At 62.7% G+C, this 21,016-nt stretch carries 21 protein-coding genes and 1 tRNA gene; 10 read left to right on the top strand and 12 right to left on the bottom strand.

The genetic code is table 11. The features are described 5' to 3' along the window. Positions 1–89 precede the first annotated feature (89 nt). Both msrQ and msrP read right to left on the bottom strand, forming a co-directional pair. Entirely contained in the window at positions 90–713 is a 624-nt protein-coding gene (gene msrQ, locus RA24_RS18000) for a protein-methionine-sulfoxide reductase heme-binding subunit MsrQ (protein WP_019295076.1), read from the bottom strand. A 17-nt stretch (positions 714–730) separates the two neighbouring features. After that, the gene (gene msrP / locus RA24_RS17995) at positions 731–1,636 is read right to left on the bottom strand and encodes a protein-methionine-sulfoxide reductase catalytic subunit MsrP (RefSeq protein ID WP_039147770.1); all 906 of its coding nucleotides are present in this window, start codon (positions 1,634–1,636) and stop codon (positions 731–733) included. 276 nt (positions 1,637–1,912) lie between these two features. On the opposite strand from msrP, the gene RA24_RS17990 reads away from it, so the two are divergent. Continuing rightward, positions 1,913–2,479 (top strand): hypothetical protein, encoded by a 567-nt coding sequence (locus RA24_RS17990; RefSeq protein WP_019295078.1) that lies wholly within the window; start codon positions 1,913–1,915, stop codon positions 2,477–2,479. Between the two features lie 16 nt (positions 2,480–2,495). Here RA24_RS17990 and RA24_RS17985 read toward each other — a convergent pair whose 3' ends face one another. Beyond that, the gene (locus RA24_RS17985) at positions 2,496–3,386 is read right to left on the bottom strand and encodes a helix-turn-helix domain-containing protein (protein WP_039193306.1); all 891 of its coding nucleotides are present in this window, start codon (positions 3,384–3,386) and stop codon (positions 2,496–2,498) included. Between the two features lie 171 nt (positions 3,387–3,557). On the opposite strand from RA24_RS17985, the gene RA24_RS17980 reads away from it, so the two are divergent. Both RA24_RS17980 and RA24_RS22675 read left to right on the top strand, forming a co-directional pair. Next, a complete protein-coding gene (locus tag RA24_RS17980; RefSeq protein WP_019295080.1) occupies positions 3,558–3,848 on the top strand; it encodes an antibiotic biosynthesis monooxygenase in 291 nt (96 codons plus the stop codon). Positions 3,849–3,976: 128 nt separating this feature from the next. After that, a complete protein-coding gene (locus tag RA24_RS22675; RefSeq protein ID WP_206540666.1) occupies positions 3,977–4,129 on the top strand; it encodes a hypothetical protein in 153 nt (50 codons plus the stop codon). A 62-nt stretch (positions 4,130–4,191) separates the two neighbouring features. Here the strand turns inward: RA24_RS22675 and clpB are convergent, their stop codons facing one another. Next, positions 4,192–6,810, bottom strand: a complete 2,619-nt coding sequence (gene clpB, locus RA24_RS17970; protein WP_039193302.1) for an ATP-dependent chaperone ClpB — start codon at positions 6,808–6,810, stop codon at positions 4,192–4,194. 338 nt (positions 6,811–7,148) lie between these two features. Here clpB and pyrF point away from each other — a divergent pair, with 338 nt between their 5' ends. Then, the gene (gene pyrF / locus RA24_RS17965) at positions 7,149–7,865 is read left to right on the top strand and encodes an orotidine-5'-phosphate decarboxylase (protein ID WP_029204701.1); all 717 of its coding nucleotides are present in this window, start codon (positions 7,149–7,151) and stop codon (positions 7,863–7,865) included. Positions 7,866–8,261: 396 nt separating this feature from the next. Here pyrF and RA24_RS17960 read toward each other — a convergent pair whose 3' ends face one another. Beyond that, a complete protein-coding gene (locus tag RA24_RS17960) occupies positions 8,262–8,684 on the bottom strand; it encodes an NUDIX hydrolase (protein WP_039193298.1) in 423 nt (140 codons plus the stop codon). An 89-nt stretch (positions 8,685–8,773) separates the two neighbouring features. Between RA24_RS17960 and RA24_RS17955 the strand changes: the two genes are divergently transcribed. Continuing rightward, complete coding sequence (locus RA24_RS17955; RefSeq protein ID WP_039193296.1) at positions 8,774–10,027, top strand: DNA polymerase IV; 1,254 nt, start codon at positions 8,774–8,776, stop codon at positions 10,025–10,027. Between the two features lie 11 nt (positions 10,028–10,038). Here RA24_RS17955 and RA24_RS17950 read toward each other — a convergent pair whose 3' ends face one another. Further along, positions 10,039–10,899, bottom strand: a complete 861-nt coding sequence (locus tag RA24_RS17950; RefSeq protein ID WP_039172286.1) for an N-formylglutamate amidohydrolase — start codon at positions 10,897–10,899, stop codon at positions 10,039–10,041. A gap of 163 nt (positions 10,900–11,062) precedes the next feature. Between RA24_RS17950 and RA24_RS17945 the strand changes: the two genes are divergently transcribed. The 4 genes from RA24_RS17945 (at position 11,063) to RA24_RS17930 (ending at position 13,671) form a co-directional block, all read left to right on the top strand. Then, a tRNA-Val gene (locus RA24_RS17945) sits at positions 11,063–11,137 on the top strand. Positions 11,138–11,216: 79 nt separating this feature from the next. Next, the gene (gene ykgO, locus RA24_RS17940) at positions 11,217–11,342 is read left to right on the top strand and encodes a type B 50S ribosomal protein L36 (RefSeq protein ID WP_005648635.1); all 126 of its coding nucleotides are present in this window, start codon (positions 11,217–11,219) and stop codon (positions 11,340–11,342) included. 231 nt (positions 11,343–11,573) lie between these two features. Further along, entirely contained in the window at positions 11,574–12,590 is a 1,017-nt protein-coding gene (locus RA24_RS17935; RefSeq protein ID WP_039193294.1) for a Fe(3+) ABC transporter substrate-binding protein, read from the top strand. Between the two features lie 220 nt (positions 12,591–12,810). Next, positions 12,811–13,671 carry a CobW family GTP-binding protein gene (locus tag RA24_RS17930; RefSeq protein WP_039193292.1) on the top strand — a complete coding sequence of 287 codons (861 nt, stop codon included), beginning with the start codon at positions 12,811–12,813 and terminating at the stop codon, positions 13,669–13,671. Between the two features lie 72 nt (positions 13,672–13,743). Here the strand turns inward: RA24_RS17930 and RA24_RS17925 are convergent, their stop codons facing one another. The 6 genes from RA24_RS17925 to RA24_RS17900 all read right to left on the bottom strand — a co-directional run bounded on the left by RA24_RS17925 (position 13,744) and on the right by RA24_RS17900 (position 20,570). Next, the gene (locus RA24_RS17925; protein WP_039172282.1) at positions 13,744–15,423 is read right to left on the bottom strand and encodes an ABC transporter permease; all 1,680 of its coding nucleotides are present in this window, start codon (positions 15,421–15,423) and stop codon (positions 13,744–13,746) included. 155 nt (positions 15,424–15,578) lie between these two features. Continuing rightward, positions 15,579–16,796: a phenylacetate--CoA ligase family protein gene (locus RA24_RS17920; RefSeq protein ID WP_039193316.1), complete on the bottom strand. Its 1,218-nt coding sequence runs from the start codon at positions 16,794–16,796 to the stop codon at positions 15,579–15,581. 17 nt (positions 16,797–16,813) lie between these two features. Then, positions 16,814–17,662 carry an ABC transporter ATP-binding protein gene (locus RA24_RS17915; protein ID WP_019295091.1) on the bottom strand — a complete coding sequence of 283 codons (849 nt, stop codon included), beginning with the start codon at positions 17,660–17,662 and terminating at the stop codon, positions 16,814–16,816. A gap of 117 nt (positions 17,663–17,779) precedes the next feature. Beyond that, positions 17,780–19,063: an ABC transporter substrate-binding protein gene (locus RA24_RS17910; protein WP_019295092.1), complete on the bottom strand. Its 1,284-nt coding sequence runs from the start codon at positions 19,061–19,063 to the stop codon at positions 17,780–17,782. Positions 19,064–19,155: 92 nt separating this feature from the next. Next, positions 19,156–20,232 (bottom strand): branched-chain amino acid ABC transporter permease, encoded by a 1,077-nt coding sequence (locus RA24_RS17905; protein WP_019295093.1) that lies wholly within the window; start codon positions 20,230–20,232, stop codon positions 19,156–19,158. A gap of 74 nt (positions 20,233–20,306) precedes the next feature. Further along, the gene (locus RA24_RS17900; protein ID WP_019295094.1) at positions 20,307–20,570 is read right to left on the bottom strand and encodes a hypothetical protein; all 264 of its coding nucleotides are present in this window, start codon (positions 20,568–20,570) and stop codon (positions 20,307–20,309) included. Positions 20,571–20,672: 102 nt separating this feature from the next. Between RA24_RS17900 and RA24_RS17895 the strand changes: the two genes are divergently transcribed. Beyond that, positions 20,673–21,005, top strand: a complete 333-nt coding sequence (locus RA24_RS17895; protein WP_039193290.1) for an SHOCT domain-containing protein — start codon at positions 20,673–20,675, stop codon at positions 21,003–21,005. The last annotated feature ends 11 nt before the right edge of the window (positions 21,006–21,016 follow it).

Below are 21,016 nucleotides of genomic sequence, written 5' to 3'. Positions count from 1 at the left end.
CCAGGAACCAATGAAAACAACTGCGACTCGGAAGCAAAACCGCCGCCAGGGAGGGCCGCCTCCCGGACCCCGGGACCAGATTCTCCGGACTAGGTCCGGCTGGGCGTTCCGGATGATTCCGGATGTTTGGACCGCTTCAGCACTGGCAAGCGCAGGGCCAAGAGAAGCAGGGTCAGCCCGAGGTAGATCAGCGGCTCGATCTGAAACCCTTTCGACAGCATCACAAAGTGCAGGCCCCCTAGCAGCGCAGCCGCATAAGTCAGCCGGTGCAGCCGCGTCCAGGTCCGGCCCAGCGCCCGCACGGACAGGTTATTCGAACTGAGCGCCAGCGGCAGCATCAGGACAAACGCCGCCATGCCGATGGTGATATAGGGCCGTTTCGCAATATCCGCGATGATCTGCCCCAGGATCTGCACATCCAGCACCAGCCAGACCAGCAGGTGGCACAGCACATAGAAGAAGCACAAAAGCCCAATTGCGCGGCGGAACTTCATCAGGTTCAGCCCGGCCAGCCGCCGCAGCGGCGAGACCGCCAGCGTCAGGATCATCAGCTGCAGCGCCAGTTCCCCGTATTCATGTTCCAGCGCCTTGATCGGCTCTACCCCCAGCCCGCCAGTGAGCCCTTGGTAAAACAGCCAAGGCGCGGGTAGCGCCCCGAGCAGGTAAACTGCCCAGACAGGCAGGCGGCGCAGAAGCTGATTCAGTGATCCCATCCGTTGTCGCCCCCCCATTAGAAGTATTCGGCCAGGTCCATGCCTTTGTACATCGACGCAACCTCTTCCTCGTACCCGTTATACATCAGTGTCGGCTGGCGCTTGGCAAACAGACCGCCGCCGATGCGGCGCTCGCTGGCCTGGCTCCAGCGCGGATGCGACACGTTGGGGTTCACATTACTGTAGAAACCGTATTCGCGCGGGTTGGCCATGTTCCAGCTGGTGGGGGGCTCCTGATCCGTCAGGGTGATCCGCACCACAGACTTGATCGACTTGAAGCCGTATTTCCACGGCACCACCAGCCGCAGCGGCGCGCCGTTCTGGTTGGGCAGCGGCTTACCGAAGATCCCGGTCGCCATGATCGACAGCGGGTGCATCGCCTCATCCAGGCGCAGGCCTTCGCGGTAAGGCCAGTCCAGCACCTTATAAGCCGTACCGGGCATCTCCGATGGGCGGTAGAGGGTTTCAAAGGCAACGTACTTGGCCCCCTCCTGCACGCCTGCCATATTCAAGAGATCGGCCAGCTCAAATCCCTGCCAAGGCACCACCATCGACCAGGCCTCAACGCAGCGAAAGCGGTAGATGCGCTCCTCCAGCGTCAATTCCCCCAGGATCTGCTCAAGGGAATAGTCGCCCGGGCGATCCACCAGCCCGTCGATCTTCACGCTCCAAGGCTGGGTGGTCATCCGGCCGGCATAGGCCGCGGGATCACTCTTGCCGGTGCCGAACTCATAGAAATTGCAGTAGCTGGTCACCTCTTCCCAGCTGTTTGGCTCAAGCGCCTCTTCCGCCTGCGCACGGCCGCCCAGCGCTGCGGCCAGCCCGGCACCTGCCAGCCCGGCCATGATCCGGCGGCGGTTCCAGAAATCTGCCTCCGGGGTTGCATCGGCAAGGGTCAAGTCATTGGTCCAGCGGCGCGCCATCTGCGTCTCCTGATATTGCGGGTCTCTCCTGAGGTAACGGTCCCGGGCGCAAAACCCAAAACATATCCCGTCACGACTGCGCGAGAGATTTGTAACGTTGGAAGCCCTGCCAGTATCAAAGAAAATCCGGCCCAGGGCGCCCCTGCTGACGCAAATGTGAAGCGGCCCAGCGCCCAAAGGCCGGAAAATGCGCTGTGGCCGGACATTTCCCCGCTGCACCCGGTGCACGGTTTAACTATGCTGGCTGGAAATCAAAACCGCTCCGGGCAGACTAAGATGAAATCCCTAATTGCACCGCTGATGATGCTTGCCGCCGCCGTCCTGACAGGCTGCGCCAGCGCCCCCACGGCCACCAGGACCGATGTCGAGGCCCTGTCCCTCGCCATCCAGTCTCTGGATCCGCAGGTGGATGCAGATGAGGCCCGCCGCGCGGCGGAGATCGCTTACAGCCACTCTGCCCGGCTGGCAGAGCAGTACAATGTCACCACCTCGCCGATCATCCACAACACGCTGGTGAACAGCGGCGTCAAGGAGCGCGGCATCTGCGTGCATTACGCCGAGGACATGCAGGCGCGTCTCAACCAGGAGAATTTCCAGACGCTATCGATGCTGCGCGCCATTGCCGAGCCGAAGAATGAGTTCCGCATCGACCATTCCACCGCGGTGATCGCGGCCAAGGGCGACGGTATTTACGAGGGCATCGTGCTCGACCCCTGGCGCTATGGCGGCAAGCTTTACTGGTCAGAGACCACCGAAGACCCGCGGTACAACTGGGAACCGAGGTTAAAAGTTCTGCGACGTAAGTATGAGCGCAAGATGGCCAAGGAGGCCGCGGCTGGTTAAGCCGCCTTCAGCGCAGCTAGAGACCTGCCGCCAAGGCTGCCGCCCGGAACTGGCCAGGCGTCAGCCCGTATTCCTTCTTGAAGGCGCTGATAAAATTGGATGTGCTTTCGTACCCCGCCGCCAGACCAATACTGGTAATCGCATCGTCGGTGCTTTCCAGCATCTTCCTTGCCTGATCCAGCCGGCGTTGCTTGCGCCATTTTGCGGGGGACGCACCGAAGATCCGCCGGAACTCCCGGTTGAAAGTTGGAACTGAGCGCCCGGACAGCGCCGCCAGGTCCGCGGTGCGCAAATCATGATCCAGGTAAGCTCGGGCGACATGAGCAACCGAGCGATGGTGCTGCGTGCCCAAACTTCCCGCGAGCGTACTGGCCAGCTTGCTGCGGTCATGCAGCAAGGCAAGCAGCATGATCAGTTCAACCAGTTTCAGGCGCGCCAGATCGGCATCCACCTGCAAGCTGTCGTAGACCTGCACGATGCCGCTCATGAAGGCTGCCAGGCTTTGACTCGCTGGAACGGTTGCCAGACCTGCCTGTTCAGCTGCCTGCCCGCCGCCCAATCGTGGCAGCACATCGCTGACCAGCGCCGGGGACAGAAAGATCATCATAGCTTCCAACGGGCCATCATGGCTGCGGAAATCAGACTGCAAACGAACATTCGGTGGAATGATGACAAGTTCGCCTGCTTGGATTTCAGTGCAGGCTCCGCCAGTGTCAAAAAAACGCTCACGCCCCTTCAGCAAGTAGCAAATACAGATTTCGCTGCAGACAAATTCCAAGTCCCGCAGATCTGCGTGCAAAACCTTATGCAACAGCCGGCCATGCCTGCTCGACAGGATTTCCCTGGTAAAGGAAAAGGCCGCCAAAGCCTCAGGAATAACAATCAGCTTGTTCTGTGTGCGGGTCACGCGACTGTTCCACAGGTTGTTCCGTGCAGGCCGCGGCAAGCAGCTTTTTACACATACCGCAAACTAATGAAGGTTTCTGATCCGATTGCAATATCCTTGATCGGATCGCGTTAGCGGCGGCTGGGCACTGCAGGCAAAGAACGGGTCATCCAATGAGAAAAGGAGACCCCGATGAGCATTTGGGTAACGCTTGAGATGGAAGTGGCCGAAGGACAGTTCGAAAAACTGGAACCCTTCCTGGCGGAACGATTGCCGGCAGTGCGCGGCTTTGACGGCGCCCTGTCAGTCACTGTCTATTATGACGAGGAAACACGCAGCCTGCTGATTGCCGAAGAGTGGCTCTCCAAAGCGCATCATGCCAGCTACATCCAGGCAATTTCCGAAAACGGCGTCATGAACCAGCTTGTCTCCTTCATGACTGCGCCTCCAAAGGTGCAGTACTTCAAGAGGCTGGTAATCTAGTGGCAGGAACCTGCGCCGGCATTTCGCGCCGTGATTTCATGGCCAGCACCGTTGCAACGGCTGTGGCAGTTGGCACGCTTCCATCATTTGCTTCAGCGGCAGCTCCGGCAGAAGTGCGGTTCCGTTTCGTGAAACTCCGCAAGTCCAGCACCGCAGGGTATCTGCAGGAACTGCGCCGGAACCAGTCGTCCTTCAGCCAACTGGTACTGGAAGGTGAGGGCTATTGCCTGGTTCTCGCCGGCGAGCGCTCCCACACCGGTGCGCAGCGCCTGGAGCTGTAACGCACCTCTTGGCAATTCAAAGGCCCGCCAATTTGGGGCGGGCCTTCTTCATTCTCACCCCTTCAATGCACCACGGCATCATCCGGCTTGGGCCGGTCCGACGTCCCCAGCCGGTCGCCGATGATCAACCCCTCGCTGCCGGCCGAGACCGGAACGGTATCGCCGTCCTTGATCTCTCCCGCCAACAGGGCCTCTGCCAGCGGGTTCTGCAAGGCGCGCTGGATCACCCGCTTCAAAGGCCGGGCGCCGAACACCGGGTCATAGCCCTCATCCGCCAGCCATGTCTTGGCCGCCTCGTCCAACTCCAGCGCGATCTTGCGCCCTGCCAGGCGTTTCAGCAGACGTGCCAGCTGGATCTCGACAATGCCGTCCATGTCACCCCGTGCCAGACGGTCGAAGATGATCGTCTCGTCCAGACGGTTCAGGAACTCCGGGCGGAAATGCGCCCGGACTGCATCCATCACGTCACGCCGCGCGTCAGAGGCATCGGCGCCCTCCGGCAGCTGGCTCAGGGCCTGCGCCCCAAGGTTGGAGGTCAGCACGATCAGCGTCTGCTTGAAGTCCACGGTGCGGCCCTGGCCGTCGGTCAGAACGCCGTCATCCAGCACCTGCAGCAGCACGTTGAACACATCCGGATGCGCCTTTTCGACCTCATCGAACAGCACCACCTGATAGGGGCGGCGGCGCACGGCCTCGGTCAGCACCCCGCCCTCGTCATAGCCGACATAGCCCGGAGGCGCGCCGATCAGGCGGGCCACCGAATGCTTCTCCATGAACTCCGACATGTCGATCCGCACCATCGCGTGCTCATCGTCGAACAGGAAGCCCGCCACCGCCTTGGTCAGCTCCGTCTTGCCGACACCGGTGGGCCCAAGGAACAGGAAAGAGCCCAGCGGCCGGTTCTCGTCATTCAGACCTGCCCGCGCCCGGCGCACCGCATTGGCCACCGCGGTTACAGCCGCGTTTTGGCCGATCACCCGGCGGTGGAGCTCATCTTCCATGCGCAACAGTTTCTCGCGCTCGCCCTCCAGCATCTTGGAGGTCGGGATACCGGTCCAGCGCTCGACAACAGCTGCGATCTGCTCGGGCCGCACGGCCTCCTCGACCATCAGCCCCTGCTCTTCCTTCCTCTCGGCATCCGCCAGCTGCTTCTCCAGCCCCGGAATGACGCCATAAGACAGCTCCCCCGCCTTGGCGAGGTTGCCTTCCCGCTTGGCAATGTCCAGTTCCGCGCGGGCCCGGTCCAGCTGCTCCTTCAGGTCACGGGCAGAAGCCAGCTTGTCCCGCTCCGACTGCCACTGCGCGGTCATCTCGGCGGACTGCTCCTGCAGCTCAGCAAGTTCCTTCTGCAGCCTTTCCAGCCGGTCCCTGGAGGCGGCATCGTCTTCCAGCTTCAGCGCTTCTTCCTCGATCTGCATCTGCAGGATCTGCCGGTCCAGCGCATCCAGCTCCTCCGGTTTGCTGTCCACCTGCATACGCAAGCGGCTGGCCGCCTCATCCATCAGGTCGATTGCCTTGTCCGGCAGGAAGCGGTCGGTGATATAACGGTTCGACAGCGTTGCCGCCGCCACCAGCGCCGCATCGGCAATGCGCACACCGTGGTGCAGCTCATACTTTTCCTTGATGCCACGCAGGATCGAGACGGTGTCCTCCACCGTCGGCTCCGTCACCATCACCGGCTGGAACCGGCGGGCCAGCGCCGCGTCCTTCTCCACATACTTGCGGTATTCATCCAACGTGGTCGCACCAACGCAATGCAACTCCCCGCGCGCCAAAGCCGGCTTGATCAGGTTGGCCGCATCCATCGCACCGTCGGATTTACCGGCACCGACCAGCGTGTGCATCTCGTCGATGAACAGGATGATCTCGCCCGCAGCCTCAGTGACCTCGGTCAGCACCGCCTTCAGCCGCTCCTCGAATTCGCCGCGGTATTTCGCACCGGCAATCAGCGCCCCCATGTCCAGCGACAGCAGTTTCTTGTCGCGCAAGCTCTCCGGCACATCGCCGTTGATGATGCGCAGCGCCATGCCCTCGGCAATTGCGGTCTTACCCACGCCCGGCTCACCGATCAGGACGGGATTGTTCTTGGTCCGGCGAGACAGCACCTGCATCGAGCGGCGGATTTCCTCGTCGCGTCCGATGATCGGGTCGATCTTGCCCTCGCGCGCCGCCTCAGTCAGGTCGCGGGCGTATTTCTTCAGCGCGTCATAGCCTTCCTCAGCTGTTGCCGAGTCAGCCGTGCGCCCCTTGCGGATATCGTTGATGGCTTCATTCAGCTTTTGCGCGGAGACCGCACCAGCCTCCAGCGCGTCCTTCGCCTTGGACTTCACCATGCACAGCGCCATCAGAAGACGCTCGACCGGCACAAAACTGTCGCCCGCCTTCTCGGCAATCTTTGCGGCCTCATCCAGCACCTTGGCGGTCTGCCCGTCCAGATAGATCTGGGCCGCGTCACCGCTCACCTTGGGCAGCTTGGCAACGGCGGCCTCCACCGCCTCCACGACACGGGCAGGCGCACCGCCCGCGCGGGAAATCAGGTTGCTCGCCAGCCCCTGATCGTCATCCATCAATGCTTTCAGAATATGCTCCGGCACCAGCCGCTGGTGCCCCTCGCGCATTGCAATGGTCTGCGCTGCCTGCACGACCCCCCGTGCACGCTCCGTGAACTTGTTCAAGTCCATCTTGCTCTCCTTTATCAAGCGCCCTGTTCTTGGCAGCGCCCGCTAGGCGGCACGCCCCGGTCCGGGCCTCAAGGTTCAATTTGGGAAGCGATCCTGCCGCTTCAACCCATACTCGCCGGAAAAGGTGAGCAAATCCCTGACCTGCGTCAACTTTATACCCGGACGCCCCCCCCAGGCGCAGCCGCGCCGCGCACCAGCGCGGCGCCATGCCCAAAACTGTAATCTGTCCCGCCGGGACAGCTTCAGTTGCGGGAGCACCCCGCTGCGCCTTGCCGAACCGCCGCCCCTTGCGTATGAAACGCCAGTTTCACGCCGAACCGCCACCAAAGGACCCCGCCATGACCCAAGCCCCGCGCGCCGACGACCGCCTGATTGTTGCCATGGATGTCCCCAATGCGCTGGACGGTCTGAAACTCGCCGAACAGCTCGGCGATGCGGTCTCCTTCTACAAAATCGGCCTTGGCATGCTCACCGGCGGCGGCCTGGCGCTGGCCAATGAGCTCAAGCAGGAGCACGGCAAGCGCATCTTCCTCGACATGAAACTGTTCGACATCGGCGCCACCGTGGAAAGCGCAGTGCGGGGCTTGGCGCAGTTCGACCTCGACTTCCTCACCGTGCATGGCGACCCCTATGTGGTGCGCGCGGCCAAGGAAGGCGCGGCCGGCAAGGACCTCAAGATCCTCGCCGTCACCATCCTGACCTCGCTCGACCGTCAGGACCTGGACGGGGCGCTGATCAAGGACGGCGCAGTGCAGGACCTGGTGCTGGAACGCGCAGGCAATGCCTTTGCCGCGGGCGCCGACGGCGTCATCGCCAGCCCGCAGGAGGCCGCCCTGATCCGCGCCCTGCCCGAGGCTGAAGGCAAGCTGATCGTCACCCCAGGCGTGCGCCCGGCCGGTGCGGACCTGGGCGACCAGAAGCGCGTCGCCACCCCGGCCAGCGCCATTGCAGACGGCGCTGACCATATCGTGGTGGGCCGTCCGATCTGGAAAGCGGACAGCCCGCGCGCCGCAGCCGAAGCCATCCTGGCGGAGCTGGCAGGCGTAAAAGCGTAACAAGCCATACCGCTTCCGGCACAGGCAGCAACGGGTGTATCGCCTTGCTGCAAGCTCTCCTCCCATCAGATTGCCTAAAAATTAGGCAGAAAGAAAAATGTGCGGCAGGTGCACCATTTCCCGGCCAGGCGCCTTACCGCCCGCCGGTGACGTAACGTCAAGTTGCTCTTTTCGCTGACGAAACCCGCAGTCAGGGCTATTTCTGCGCCAAATCGTCCTGTGCCTCAAAAAGCACACCCGCCAAACCCGCAGCCAATGCTCAGGCCCGCAAACTTTGCGAAACAGCGCCATGTGGGAGATTCTCATATTGAGACACTCCCCAGACGGGCTTTTCTTCCTGAGACCCGTCACCTTTCCCCCCGCACACCAGCGGGGGATCTTTCTTTTCAGCCGCAGTCACACTGGCCGCACCGCAAGATACTCCCGCAGCCGCTCTGCAAAATGCGGTACTGCCAATGGATGCGTGCAATAGGCCTCCGGCGCCATCAGAGCCCAGCCTTGCCCCTCATTGCCGAACCGGATCTGCGCAACCGCCGCAGCGGGCAAATGCGCAGCAAAAAACCAGACCCGCCCGTGCGGCCGCTGGTACGCTCTGGACCAGATCAGCAGATCAGGCTTCAGCACCAACCCCACCTCTTCATAGGTCTCGCGCAGCGCGCAGGCTGCCGGGCTTTCACCCGACTCACGCCCCCCGCCCGGCAGATCCCAATGCCCGGGATAGGGAATATCCGGCTTGTCATCGCGCTGGATGACCAGCAGATCCTGCCCCAGAAACACCGCCAGCTTTGCGCCGGCAAAATCTTCGCCTGCTGTTGTCATGATCTGTCACTTGGCAACCGGCCGCGCTAAAGACAAGCCTTCCGCCGCAAGTTAAACTTGCCCATCCAAGACCACAGCCCGCCATACCCATGCACGCCCTTTGCCGAGACTGCCTCAGCCAGATCGCCCCTGCCCGGCGCTGCCCCCATTGCGGCAGCCCGCGGATCAAGGCTCATGCGGAGCTGTTTGCCCTCACCATCGCCCACATGGATTGCGACGCCTTCTATGCCAGCGTCGAAAAACGCGACAATCCGGAGCTCGCCACCAAGCCGGTGATCATCGGCGGCGGCAAGCGCGGCGTGGTTTCCACCGCCTGCTATGTCGCCCGTATCCGAGGCGTGCGCTCTGCCATGCCGATGTTCCAGGCGCTGAAGCTCTGCCCTGACGCCATGGTGATCAAGCCGCGGATGAGCGTCTACGTCGAGGTCAGCCGCGAGATTCGCAAGATGATGAACGAACTGACCCCGGACGTGGAGCCGCTGTCGCTGGACGAGGCCTTCATGGACCTCACCGGCACCGAAAAGCTGCACGGCGCGCCGCCCGCAGTGATGCTGGCCCGGCTGGTCAAGCGCATGAAGGATGAACTGGGCGTGACCGGCTCCATCGGCCTTTCCCACAACAAGTTCCTGGCCAAGGTTGCCTCCGACCTCGACAAGCCGCGCGGCTTTTCGGTGATCGGCAAGGCCGAGACGGGTGATTTCCTGCGTGAAAAACCGGTGCGGCTGATCTGGGGCATCGGCCCTGCCGCCCAGGAAAGCCTGGACAAGGCCGGCATCCGCACCTTCTCCGACCTCTTGCGCTGGGACCGCGAGGCCCTGCACGTCCGCTTCGGTTCCATGGGCGACCGGCTCTGGCATCTGGCCCGCGGCCAGGACCGGCGCCGGGTCTCGGCGCATGAGCCGATCAAGTCGATCTCCAATGAGACCACCTTCTTTGAGGATACCGCCAGTCTGGAGGTGCTCGACGGCCACCTGTGGCGGCTGGCTGAGAAAGTGTCGGACCGGGCCAAGGCGCGGGAGCTGGCGGGCCGGGTGGTGACGCTCAAGCTGAAACGCGCCAACCATTCGGCACTGACCCGGCGCGTGACCCTGCGCAGCCCGACCCAGATTGCAGACCGCATCTACCGCACCGCCCGCGGCCTGCTGGATCAGGTCGGCGACGAAGGCCCCTACCGGCTACTGGGCTGCGGGATATCAGACCTGGTTCCCGAATCGCACGCTGATGAAACCGGCGACCTCTTGGACCCGAATGCGGGCAAACGGGCAGAGGCCGAACGCGCCACGGATGCCATCCGCAAGAGATTCGGCGACAGCATCATTCTGAAAGGCCGCGCCCTGCGCTGAAGGTGACGCAGCTACTCCGCTGCCAGCGGCAGCTCCTCCCGCCCGATTGCCGCAATTTCGGCCACCACTTGGCGCAGCAGTTGCTGCAGCGCATCGAAATTTGCATTGGGCCGGATATTGGCCTCGTCCATATAAAGCGCCCGGTCGATCTCAATCTGCACCGCATGCTGGCGCCGCGAAGGGCGGCCATAGGTCTGGGCAATATAGGCACCGGCAAAGGGCGTGTTGCGCGCCACCTTCAGCCCGGCTGCGGCAAAAGCCGCCTCAATCCGGTCAACAACTCTGCTGTCCGCGGCTGCCCCGAACCGGTCGCCCAGCACGATCTCCGGCCTGCCCGTTCCTTGCGGCGCCATCGCCTCCACCGCTTCATGCGGCATCGAATGGCAATCCACCAGAATCGCCTGCCCGAACTGCCGGTGCGACTGATCCAGCAGCCCCTTCAGCGCCTTGTGGTATGGATGCCAGCAGTCCTTGATCCGCCGCTCCGCCTCCGCCCGCGGCAGCTTGCCGCTGTAGATCGCCCGGCCATTGGCCACCACCCGCGGAATCACCCCAAGCCCAGAGGCCACCCGCGGATTCTGGCCGCGCCGCTGCACCCCTTCGATCACCGCCGGGTCCAGCTCATCCGGCGCGCGGTTCAGATCCAGATAGGCCCTTGGCTTCAGGGCCCGCAGCAGCGGCGCCCCAAACTCCGGCGCTGCCCGGAACAGCTGGTCCACAAAGGCATCTTCTGAGCTGCGGATCTCTTTCCGCCCCAGAATCGACTGTGACAGAAAGGAATCGGAATAGTCCGCGCCGCTGTGCGGAGAGGCAAAAACCACTGCCGAGGCCAGTTTCTGCGGGGAAATCACGGAAAACGCTGTATCAGGCATCCTTGCTCCGGTGCTTCTTGTGCAAGAAACAGCATATCGCGGAAATTTCTGCGGTCAAAAGCTCTTGCGCACGCCGGCGACTCTATTTATAGACCCCCTCACCGGCGCGGCACCCCGCGCCCCTTTCACTTCTAAGGGGCAGGAACGCAGCGCAGGCCAGAGTGGGCGATTAGCTCAGCGGTAGAGCACTTCGTTGACATCGAAGGGGTCACAAGTTCGATCCTTGTATCGCCCACCATTCAATTCACTGCTTCGGCTCCGGCCCAAGCACCCGCTAACCCAGGCGCTGGTTCGCGCCGCAGACAAGGAGAGAGACCATGAAGGTCAAGAACTCGCTCCGTTCGCTGAAGAACCGGCACCGCGATTGCCGGGTTGTGCGCCGTAAAGGCCGCGTGTACGTGATCAACAAGACCCAGCGCAAGTTCAAAGCGCGCCAGGGCTAAGATCCACCACAGCGACATGCAGAAAACCGCATCATCCGATGCGGTTTTTTTGCGTTTGGGGGGTCAGTCCGGACAAGCGATGCAAAGACAGAGCGCGTTCCGGGCCTGGCAAGGCAACAGCTGATTGCGACTTTCTGACTGTTTCAGTCGGAAATTCATTGCATCTGCCGCCAGATGCTTTAATCGACTGTTTCAGTCGGAAAACTGATCTAACCAAGAACGGGACATCCAATGCTGAAAGCCACAACCGTTATGGCCGGCGCGCTGAGCGCAGCTGTTGCCACCGCCGCTGCTGCCGAGGGCGAGCTGAACATCTACTCCTCGCGCCACTATGACACCGACGAGCAGCTCTATTCGAACTTCGAAGAGGCCACCGGCATCACCATCAACCGCATCGAAGGCAACGCCGATGAGCTGATTGCCCGGATGAATGCCGAAGGCGAAAACTCGCCTGCTGACATCCTGATAACCGTCGACACCTCGCGCCTGACCCGCGCCAAGGAGGCGGGTGTCCTGCAAAGCATCGACAGCGACGTGCTGGAAGCCCGCGTCCCCGCCTACCTGCAGGATCAGGACAACCAATGGTTCGGCTTCAGCCAGCGCGCGCGCATCATTTTCTACGACAAGAATGAGGTGGCAAACCCGCCGCAGACCTATTTGGATCTGGCCGACCCTGCCTACAAAGGCAAGGTTTGCATCCGGTCGTCCAAGAACACCTACAACCAGACCCTGCTGGCCTCGATCGTGACCCACCACGGCGCTGAAAAAGCCCGCGGCTGGGCCGAGGGCGTGGTCGCCAACATGGCCCGCGATCCGCAGGGCGGCGACACGGACCAGATGCGCGGCATCATCTCCGGCGAATGCGATATTGCCGTTGCAAACAGCTATTACTTTGCCCGCTCGATCCGCAAAGACGTCAAGGGCATCTCCGAAAACCGCGATCAGATCGGCTGGCTGTTCCCCTCCCAGAACGCGGAAGGCGCACATATGAACCTGTCGGGCGGTGGCGTGGCCGTACATGCTCCGAACAAGGAGAACGCCATCAAGTTCCTGGAATACCTTTCCAGCGATTCCGCTCAGGCGTATTTCTCCGCCGGCAATGACGAATACCCGGCCGTGTCCGGCGTCGGCCTGGCCCCCTCGATTGCGGCGCTTGGCCACTTCAAGCCGGATGACGTGAACCTATCCGAGGTCGCCAAGAACCTGCCCGAGGCACAGAAGATCTTCAACGACGTCGGCTGGAAGTAACGCCAGCCTTCAAAGAAACTGGAAAAGCGCGGCTCTGGCCGCGCTTTTTTTGCCTGTACGTTTCCCAAATGGCACAGCAGCCGCCAGTTTGGCGAAAGTTCGAAGCAATCCCAGCTTTTCCTAGACCCGCCACCACCACATGCCTATAGGTTCGCGCATCTTGAAATTAGGGGGGAAACATGCAGTCGGGAGCACGCCGCGCTCTGGAGGAACAGAGCCTATGAACCGGTTGCCAGTAACGATTATCAGCGGCTATCTGGGCGCGGGCAAGACAACGCTGATCAACCGCCTCCTGGCAGAGGATCACGGGTTGAAACTGGCCGTGATCGTCAATGACTTCGGCGCGGTCAACATTGATGACGCCCTGATCCAGGACACTGAAGGCGGCAAGATCGCCCTGACCGACGGCTGCGTCTGCTGCACCATGGGGGATGACCTGTCTCTGGCGCTGCGCACCGTACTCAACCGCCCGGAACAGCCCGACCACCTGGTGATCGAGGCCAGCGGTATCTCCGATCCCGTTGCCATCGCCAATTCCGTCCTGAATGAATCCGGCCTCAGCTACGGCGGCATCGTCTCCCTGGTGGATGCGGAAAACGCCGCGACCCTGCTGAACGATCCGCTGGTAGCCCCGCAGGCAGAACAGCAGATCCGCACGGCCGATCTGGTGATCGCTACCAAATGCGATGACCTGAATGCAGAGCTTTCAGCACTTCTGGCCAAGGCCGGCGCCCGCACCCCCACCGTGCTCAACACCTCTCCGGTGGCAGAACTTCTGTTTGACGTGGTGCCGCTGCCCAAGGGCCGCGCGGTCGCGGCGCACCCCTCCTATACCACCTGGCAGCACCGCAGCAGCACCGTTCTGGACCGCCGCACGCTGGGGGACAAACTGGCAGAGCGGCCAGCCGGGTTTTACCGGATGAAAGGTTTCGTGCTGACCACCGGCGGCGCCTATGAGCTGCACGTCGTGGGCCGCCATGTGGAGGCCAAACGCTGCGAGGCGGAGGAGACGCTGCTGGTCGGCCTCGGCCCGGCAGACCGGATTACCCGCGACGAAATCGAGGCCTGGTGGGCGGCATAAGCCGTCCCCTTTGCAGAGACGCGCCAGGAAAATTCGAATTTTCCTGGCAAGAATTTTCCAAAATTCTTGCGCCTACCGCCGCCGTCCAACCTGGCGGCAGATCAGGATCACCGGCAGCAGCCCCACCGCCATGATCACCAGCGACGGCACTGCCGCACCTTCCAGCCGCTCATCCGCGGCCAGCCGGTGCGCCTGCACCGCCAGCGTGTCGAAATTGAACGGCCGCATGATCAGCGTTGCCGGCAGCTCCTTCATCACATCGACAAAGACAATCAGCAGCGCCGTCAGCAGGCTGGGTGTCAGGATCGGCAGATGCACCCGCCGCAGCATCCCCATCGGCCCCTGCCCCAGCGACCGCGCCGCGGCATCCATGTTCGAATGCATCGTCGCCTGGCCGCCCTCATAGGCGCCAAGCGCCGCCGCCATGAACCGTACCCCATAAGCCGCCACCAGCAGCCAGATTGAACCTGTCACCAAAAGCCCGGTACGGATCCCGAAGGCTTCGCGCATCCAGGCGTCCAGCGCGTTGTCAAAGGCGGCGAAAGGCACGATCAGCCCCACCGCAATCACCCCGCCCGGCACCGCATATCCCAGCCGAGCGAAATAGGCCGCGGTCGCGGACAGCCGCCCGGGCCGCAGCCGCTGGTAAAAGCCCAGGCAAACCGCCGCCGCCACGGTCAGCACCGCCGCCGCCGTGGCCAGGGTGATCGAATTGGTTGTGAAATCGATGTAACGGCGGCTGAACAGGTTTTGTTCGGAGTCAAAACTCATCGCGAACAGCACCGCCACCGGCAGCAGGAAGCCCAGCACCACCGGCACGGCGCAAAAGAACACGGCAATCGCCGCCTTGATGCCGCCCAGCTCGGCTGGCGCCATCTGGCTGTGATGCTTGCCCGCGTGATGGTATTTCGCCCGCCCGCGCGTCGCCCGCTCCACCACCGCCAGCGTCAGCGCAAACCCCAGCAGGCACAGTGCCAGCTGCGCCGCGCCGCCGCGGTCGCCCAGCGAGAACCAGCTGGTGTAGATGCCGGTGGCAAAGGTCTGCACCCCGAAATAACTGACCGTGCCAAAGTCCGCGATGGTCTCCATCACCGCCAGCAAAACGCCCGAGGCAATGGCCGGCCGCGCCATCGGCAGGCTGACCAGCCAGAACGCTTGCCAGGAATTCTTGCCAAGCGCCCGCGCCGCCAGAAAGGCGCCTGCGCTCTGCTGCATGAAGGCCGCCCGCGCCAGCAAGTAGACATAGGGGTAAAGCACCAGCACCAGCATCGCCGCCGCCCCGCCGGTGGAACGGATCTCCGGGAACCAGTAGTCCCGCGGCCCCCAGCCGGTCACCTCGCGCAACGTGGACTGCACAATGCCGGGATGATCCAGGATATGGGTATAGGCATAGGCCAGAACATAGGCCGGAAAGGCCAGCGGCAGCACCAGCGCGACTTCCAGCAGCCGGGCACCGGGGAACCGGGTCATCGTCACCAGCCAGGCGGCGCCTGTGCCGATTGCAAAGGTGCCAAGCGCCACCAGCGCCACCAGCGCCAGCGTCGTCAGCGAATAGCCCGGCAGCACAGTCCCGGCCAGGTGGCTGATCGTCTCCGTGCCGCCAAAGGCCGCCGCCAGCGCCACTGCCACCATCGGCAGCAGGCAGGACAGCGCCACCGCCCAGGCCAGCACAGCAAAGACACTGCCCCCGGTTCTGCCGCCGCGGCGGCGCCCGTGCGGCGCGTATTCTATGGGATCATTGGCAGCGGTCATGTGCGGCAGTCTGGGTCCAGCTGATAGGTCTCACCGCCCTATTTCGACTATTCCAGTCAGAAATTCCAGCCGAAAGCGCGGCACGGACCGGCCCTTCCAAAACAGCAAACGGGCGCCGGATAACGGCGCCCGCATCAACTGCTTCCATGACGGTCTCAGTCGTAGGTCCGCTGATCCTCAATCACCAGACCGTCCTTGGGCAGCGCATCCGGCGCCACCACTTCGACCTTGCCCTTGAGCTTCAGAACCTCGATCACCGACCGGGCAAAGACCGCCTCGTCGCCGCCCTTGGCTTCGATCTGCACAGTCATCGCATCCATCTCGCCGTCGCGGCTGGCAATCACCCGCGCCTTGACGATCTCGTCATGCTTCTCAACCAGCGCAGCCACCTGCTCCGGGCGCACGAACATGCCCTTGATCTTGGTGGTCTGATCTGCCCGGCCCATCCAGCCCTTGATCCGCATGTTGGTGCGGCCGCAGGGCGAGACACCCGGCATCACCGCCGACAGATCACCAGTGGCAAAGCGGATCAGCGGGTAATCGGGATTAAGCGTTGTCACCACAACCTCGCCGACCTCACCCGCCGCCACCGGGTTGCCGGTGCCGGGGGTGACGATCTCGACGATCACATGCTCGTCGACAATCATCCCCTCCATTGCCGGGCTTTCATAGGCGATATTGCCCAGATCGGCAGTGGCATAGCACTGCAGGCAGGAAATCCCGCGGTCGAGGTACTCCTGGCGCAAGCTGGGGAACAGCGCACCGCCCCCCACTGCGGCCTTGGAGAACATCAGCTCCACGCCCATGGCATCGGCCTTGTCCAGGATCACCTTCAGGTAATCCGGCGTCCCTGCATAGGCGGTGGCACCTACATCATGCGCCGCCGTCACCTGCAGCTCGGTCTGGCCGGTTCCGGCCGGCAGCACCGCGGCGCCAACCGCCCGCGCACCGTTTTCAAAGATCATGCCGGCAGGCGTCAGATGATAGCCGAAACAGTTCTGCACCACATCGCCCTGGCCGATGCCAGCTGCATGCAGGAACCGTCCCATGCGCCACCAGTCGCCATCCACGCCGCCCGGCTCATAGATCGGGCCCGGACTCTGGAAGATATGGGCAAAGCCGGTTGCGGGCTTGACGGTGAAGCCGCCAAAGGGCGGATGCGCCGCCTGTGCGCGGCTCAGTTCGGATTTGCGCAGCACCGGCAGCGCGGCCAGCGCCTCCGCCGAGGTCACGGCTGCGGGCTCCACCCCGTCCAGCAGGCTGGCGTAGCCGGGGGCGGAATTGGCGCGTGCGATTTGTTCCGGCAGCGCCTGGGACAGACCGGCGGCGCGTTCATCTTCGCTGCGGGTTTCAAGCGTATCAAAAAAGCTCATCACATCATCTCCCCGCATCAGCTCAGCCACCTCTTGCGGCGGCGGTAGGACCGCACGTCGCGGAAGCTCTTGCGCCCTTCGTCCGACATGCCGAGGTAGAATTCCTTCACGTCCGGGTTCTCCCGCAGCTCTGCTGCAGGCCCGTCCATCACCACCCGGCCGGATTCCAGGATGTATCCGTAATGGGCATAACGCAGAGCGACGTTGGTGTTTTGCTCTGCCAGCAGGAAGGTCACGCCTTCCTGTTCGTTGATCGACTTCACGATCTCGAAAATCTGCTCCACCAGCTGCGGCGCCAGCCCCATCGAGGGTTCGTCCAGCAGGATTGTCTCCGGCCGCGACATCAGCGCGCGGCCCATCGCCACCATCTGCTGCTCGCCACCCGAGGTATACCCAGCTTGCGACTTGCGGCGCTCCTTCAGGCGCGGGAAATAGTGATAGACCATCTCCAGGTCTTTCTGAATGTCGGCACCGCTGTCACGGCGGGTATAGGCGCCGGTCAGCAGGTTTTCCTCCACCGTCAGGTGCTCAAAGCAGTGGCGGCCTTCCATTACCTGGATGACGCCCTTTTTCACCAGTTCCGCCGGGTCCTGCTCATGCACATGCGCACCGCGGTACTTGATTGAACCTTTGGTGACTTCGCCGCGTTCCGAATGCAGCAGGTTTGAGATTGCCTTCAGCGTCGTGGTCTTGCCGGCCCCGTTGCCGCCCAGCAGCGCCGTGATGCCGCCCTTGGGCACATTCAGGCTCACGCCCTTCAGGACGAGGATCACGTGATTGTAGATCACCTCGATATTGTTGACCTCCAGCAGGGTCTCGGCCTGCACATCGGAAGTATCGGCGGCGGTGTTCGCTGCATCCAGCATCAAAGCGTGTCCTCATACCTGTCCCGGTTCTTCTCCGGGACCCTGTTTGCGTGGCGCGGCGGCTCCCCGCCGCACCGTTTCTTCCCGGCCCCGCCAAGGCAGGGCCGGACAGAGCCCTTAGCTGCAGCCGGGCTCGATGTTGTTCTCAGACGCGTAGGCGGCGGAGTCTTCTTCGATCAGCTTGCCGATCACTTCGGTGTCGGACGGTTTGAAGTCCGAGATCAGCGACCAGGTCTTGCTCTCCGCATCCCACTGGGTCACGCCCACCAGGCCCGGGCCGCCGTGGTTTTCGCAGGAGACGTTGAAGGTCGGGCCGAAGTTCGGCATCCCCAGCGCTTCCATCTTGGCCTCATCGATCACGAGCGCTTCCATGCCGTCGCGCATCATCGCCGCGGTGATGTCCGCAGTGCCGTGAATCTCCTGCGCGGTCTTGGCGGCCTCTGCTGCCAGCATCGCCGCGTACATGCCGCGGTTATACAGCACGTTGCCCACCTGATCGCCGGCGCCCGCGGCCTTGCCCGCATCAACGACGTACTTCTGGATGTCGTCAAACACTGGGAAGTCACGGCCCACATTGTGGAAGGTCACAGCCTTGTAGCCGTCGGCCTTGGCGCCTGCCGGCATCACGTCATGCTCGGCACCGGACCACCACACGCCGATGAAGTTCTCCATCGGAAAGCGGATGTTGGCGGCTTCCTGGATCGCCACCTGGTTCATCACGCCCCAGCCCCACATCACGACGTTGTCGGGACGGTCACGGCGGATCTGCAGCCACTGCGATTTCTGCTCCTGGCCGGGATGGTCGACCGGCAGAGCAATCAGCTCAAAGCCGTGCTTCTTGGACAGCTCTTCCAGGGTGCGGATCGGCTCCTTGCCATAGGCGGAATTGTGGTAGATCAGCGCAATCTTCTTGCCGCTGATGTCGCCGCCATTGGATTCCAGCAGGTAGTTCACCACGCCCGAGGCGCCGTTCCAGTAGTTGGCCGGGTAGTTGAACACGTGGCTGAACACTTCACCGTTGGCAGCCGAGGTCCGGCCATAGCCCATAGTGTGCAGCGGGATGTTGTCCGCGGTCACTTTGGGGATCAGCTGATAGGTGATGCCGGTGGACAGCGGCTGATAGATCAGCGCGCCCTGGCCCTTGGTGGACTCGTAGCATTCCACACCCTTTTCGGTGTTATAGCCGGTCTCGCATTCGATCACCTTGGCCTTGACGCCGCCGATGCCACCATCGCGCTCATTCAGCAGGGTGAAATAGTCGTTGTAGCCGTCCGAGAACGGGATGCCGCCCGCCGCATAAGGCCCGGTCCGGTAGCTGAGGTCCGGGAACACCAGGTCCGCCATTGCCGGACCGGCTGCCATCGCGGCGCCCAGCGCCAGTGTGGTCAGTGTCTTTTTCATCGGCTTAAATCCTCCCTTTGGTCTTATCCGATGGTTTCCAAAAACGGGGGTGGTCTTACTTTTCTCCCCGCCAGCTCTCGAGGCCGCCCGCATCAGTGCGGGAAAGGCCACAGTCTCAGTTTCTCCTTGGCAACGCGCCACAGCTGCGCCATGCCGTGCGGTTCCGCGATCAGGAAGACGATGATCAGCGCCCCCACAATCACCAGCTGGAAATGCGCCACGATATCGGTGGGCCAATTCAGAAGATCGACGCCAACCACCTTGAGGATCACCGGCAGCAGCACCAGGAAGGCCGCACCTGCGAAGGATCCGAAGATCGACCCCAGCCCGCCCAGGATCACCATGAACAGCACCAGGAACGATTTCTGGATGCCGAAGGCCTCGCCAACCTCGACCGCGCCCAGGTAGACCGCAAAGAACAGCGCGCCGGAGATGCCGATGAAGAAGCCGGAGACCGCAAAGGCCGTCAGTTTCGCTTTCAGCGGGTTTACCCCGATGATTTCGGCAGCGATATCCATGTCGCGGATCGCCATCCAGGTCCGGCCCACGGTGCCGCGGGTCAGGTTGCGGGCAATCAGCGCGCAGACCGTCAGGAAGATCAGGCAGAACAGATAGGTGGCCCAGGCCGGCGCATTGGGACCGGTGATGATGATGCCAAAGGTGTCACGCTCAGGCGCGTTGATCTGGCCCGAGGCGGAATAGTTGTAGAACCACGGCACCCGGTTGAACAGCCACACCAGGAAGAACTGCGCCGCCAGCGTCGCCACCGCCAGGTAGAACCCCTTGATGCGCAGGGACGGCAGGCCGAACAGCACACAGACAAACGCGGTGATACCGCCCGCCAGGATCACATGGATGAACATGCTGACTTCCGGGAAGGCGGTCATCAGCTTGTAGCAGGCATAGGCGCCCACCGCCATGAAACCGCCGGTGCCAAGGCTGACCTGCCCGCAGTAGCCGACCAGGATGTTCAGCCCGATCGCCGCGATCGAATAGATCAGGAAGGGCAGCAGGATTGCATTGGCCCAGTAGTCATTGATCAGGAAGGGGATAAGGCCAAAGGCCACCGCCAGCACCACATAGTACCGGTAACGGTCGAACTTGATCGGAAACGTCTGGCTGTCATCGGCATAGGAGACTTTGAAATCCCCGGCTTCACGGTAGAACATGTCTCAGATGCTCCCTTTCTGTTGCGCGTTGGCACTCTTGCCTGCGCGGATACTGTTGCTGGTTGCTGCGGCGCTCATTCGATTTGCCCCCACTGGGCCTGCGCCGCGTCGCGCTGATCGCGCGTCATCCGGTTCGAAGGTTTGGCATAGCCGCTGCGCTCGCTGCCGCGCACCAGCCGCAAATAGGCGATGATGCCGGTAATCAGCCCGGCCGAGGCCAAGAGCGCCGCAGTCACCATCTGGGTTTCGCTGTAGCTTTCCGCCGTCAGCGCCAGGTAGCCGAAGGCCCAGAAACCGGCCCAGGCAATCACGTTGATGACGGCGATCAGCTTGGTCATACCGCACCCCCGGCGTTAACCACTTTGTCAGATTTCCCGGCTTGGACACATTTTGCCCACTTCTTTGTGGAACCCTGTTCGCGGGTAGAGTGAGTGGAACAAATGACCGTGATTTTCGAGGAAATCCGGCGGCTGGAGGCCGCGCGGAAGAAGGGTGACATATCCGAGGCCGAATTTTCCAAGGCCAAGGGCCGGCTGCTGGAAACGGTGGAAGACGCAACCGTGCTGCCGCCCTTTGAGTTTGAGCCGCCGCGGCGGCAGGCTTCCAAAGCAGCGCCCGGCCCGTGGGGTACGGTGCTGATCGGGCTGCTGATGGCCGGGCTGCTGACCTTTGTGGCCGGGCAGCTGATCGGCAACATCACCATCGCCTTCACTCTGGTCGCCACGGTCTGCGCCGCCATCGTTGTCGCCGCCTTCCGCCGGCTCGAGGGCTGAGTGTTCCCGGA

Source organism: Leisingera sp. ANG-M6 (assembly GCF_000813905.1).
In the GTDB taxonomy this organism is placed as follows: domain Bacteria; phylum Pseudomonadota; class Alphaproteobacteria; order Rhodobacterales; family Rhodobacteraceae; genus Leisingera.
This window is presented reverse-complemented; position numbering and strand designations above follow the sequence as displayed.

Excerpts from the sequence above, each read along its gene's own strand:
- msrQ (WP_019295076.1), bottom strand. The coding sequence starts at position 713 with ATGGGATCACTGAATCAGCTTCTGCGCCGCCTGCCTGTCTGGGCAGTT.
- msrP (WP_039147770.1), bottom strand. The coding sequence starts at position 1,636 with ATGGCGCGCCGCTGGACCAATGACTTGACCCTTGCCGATGCAACCCCG.
- RA24_RS17990 (WP_019295078.1), top strand. The coding sequence starts at position 1,913 with ATGAAATCCCTAATTGCACCGCTGATGATGCTTGCCGCCGCCGTCCTG.
- RA24_RS17980 (WP_019295080.1), top strand. The coding sequence starts at position 3,558 with ATGAGCATTTGGGTAACGCTTGAGATGGAAGTGGCCGAAGGACAGTTC.
- clpB (WP_039193302.1), bottom strand. The coding sequence starts at position 6,810 with ATGGACTTGAACAAGTTCACGGAGCGTGCACGGGGGGTCGTGCAGGCA.
- pyrF (WP_029204701.1), top strand. The coding sequence starts at position 7,149 with ATGACCCAAGCCCCGCGCGCCGACGACCGCCTGATTGTTGCCATGGAT.
- RA24_RS17960 (WP_039193298.1), bottom strand. The coding sequence starts at position 8,684 with ATGACAACAGCAGGCGAAGATTTTGCCGGCGCAAAGCTGGCGGTGTTT.
- RA24_RS17955 (WP_039193296.1), top strand. The coding sequence starts at position 8,774 with ATGCACGCCCTTTGCCGAGACTGCCTCAGCCAGATCGCCCCTGCCCGG.
- RA24_RS17950 (WP_039172286.1), bottom strand. The coding sequence starts at position 10,899 with ATGCCTGATACAGCGTTTTCCGTGATTTCCCCGCAGAAACTGGCCTCG.
- ykgO (WP_005648635.1), top strand. The coding sequence starts at position 11,217 with ATGAAGGTCAAGAACTCGCTCCGTTCGCTGAAGAACCGGCACCGCGAT.
- RA24_RS17935 (WP_039193294.1), top strand. The coding sequence starts at position 11,574 with ATGCTGAAAGCCACAACCGTTATGGCCGGCGCGCTGAGCGCAGCTGTT.
- RA24_RS17930 (WP_039193292.1), top strand. The coding sequence starts at position 12,811 with ATGAACCGGTTGCCAGTAACGATTATCAGCGGCTATCTGGGCGCGGGC.
- RA24_RS17925 (WP_039172282.1), bottom strand. The coding sequence starts at position 15,423 with ATGACCGCTGCCAATGATCCCATAGAATACGCGCCGCACGGGCGCCGC.
- RA24_RS17920 (WP_039193316.1), bottom strand. The coding sequence starts at position 16,796 with ATGAGCTTTTTTGATACGCTTGAAACCCGCAGCGAAGATGAACGCGCC.
- RA24_RS17915 (WP_019295091.1), bottom strand. The coding sequence starts at position 17,662 with ATGCTGGATGCAGCGAACACCGCCGCCGATACTTCCGATGTGCAGGCC.
- RA24_RS17910 (WP_019295092.1), bottom strand. The coding sequence starts at position 19,063 with ATGAAAAAGACACTGACCACACTGGCGCTGGGCGCCGCGATGGCAGCC.
- RA24_RS17905 (WP_019295093.1), bottom strand. The coding sequence starts at position 20,232 with ATGTTCTACCGTGAAGCCGGGGATTTCAAAGTCTCCTATGCCGATGAC.
- RA24_RS17900 (WP_019295094.1), bottom strand. The coding sequence starts at position 20,570 with ATGACCAAGCTGATCGCCGTCATCAACGTGATTGCCTGGGCCGGTTTC.
- RA24_RS17895 (WP_039193290.1), top strand. The coding sequence starts at position 20,673 with ATGACCGTGATTTTCGAGGAAATCCGGCGGCTGGAGGCCGCGCGGAAG.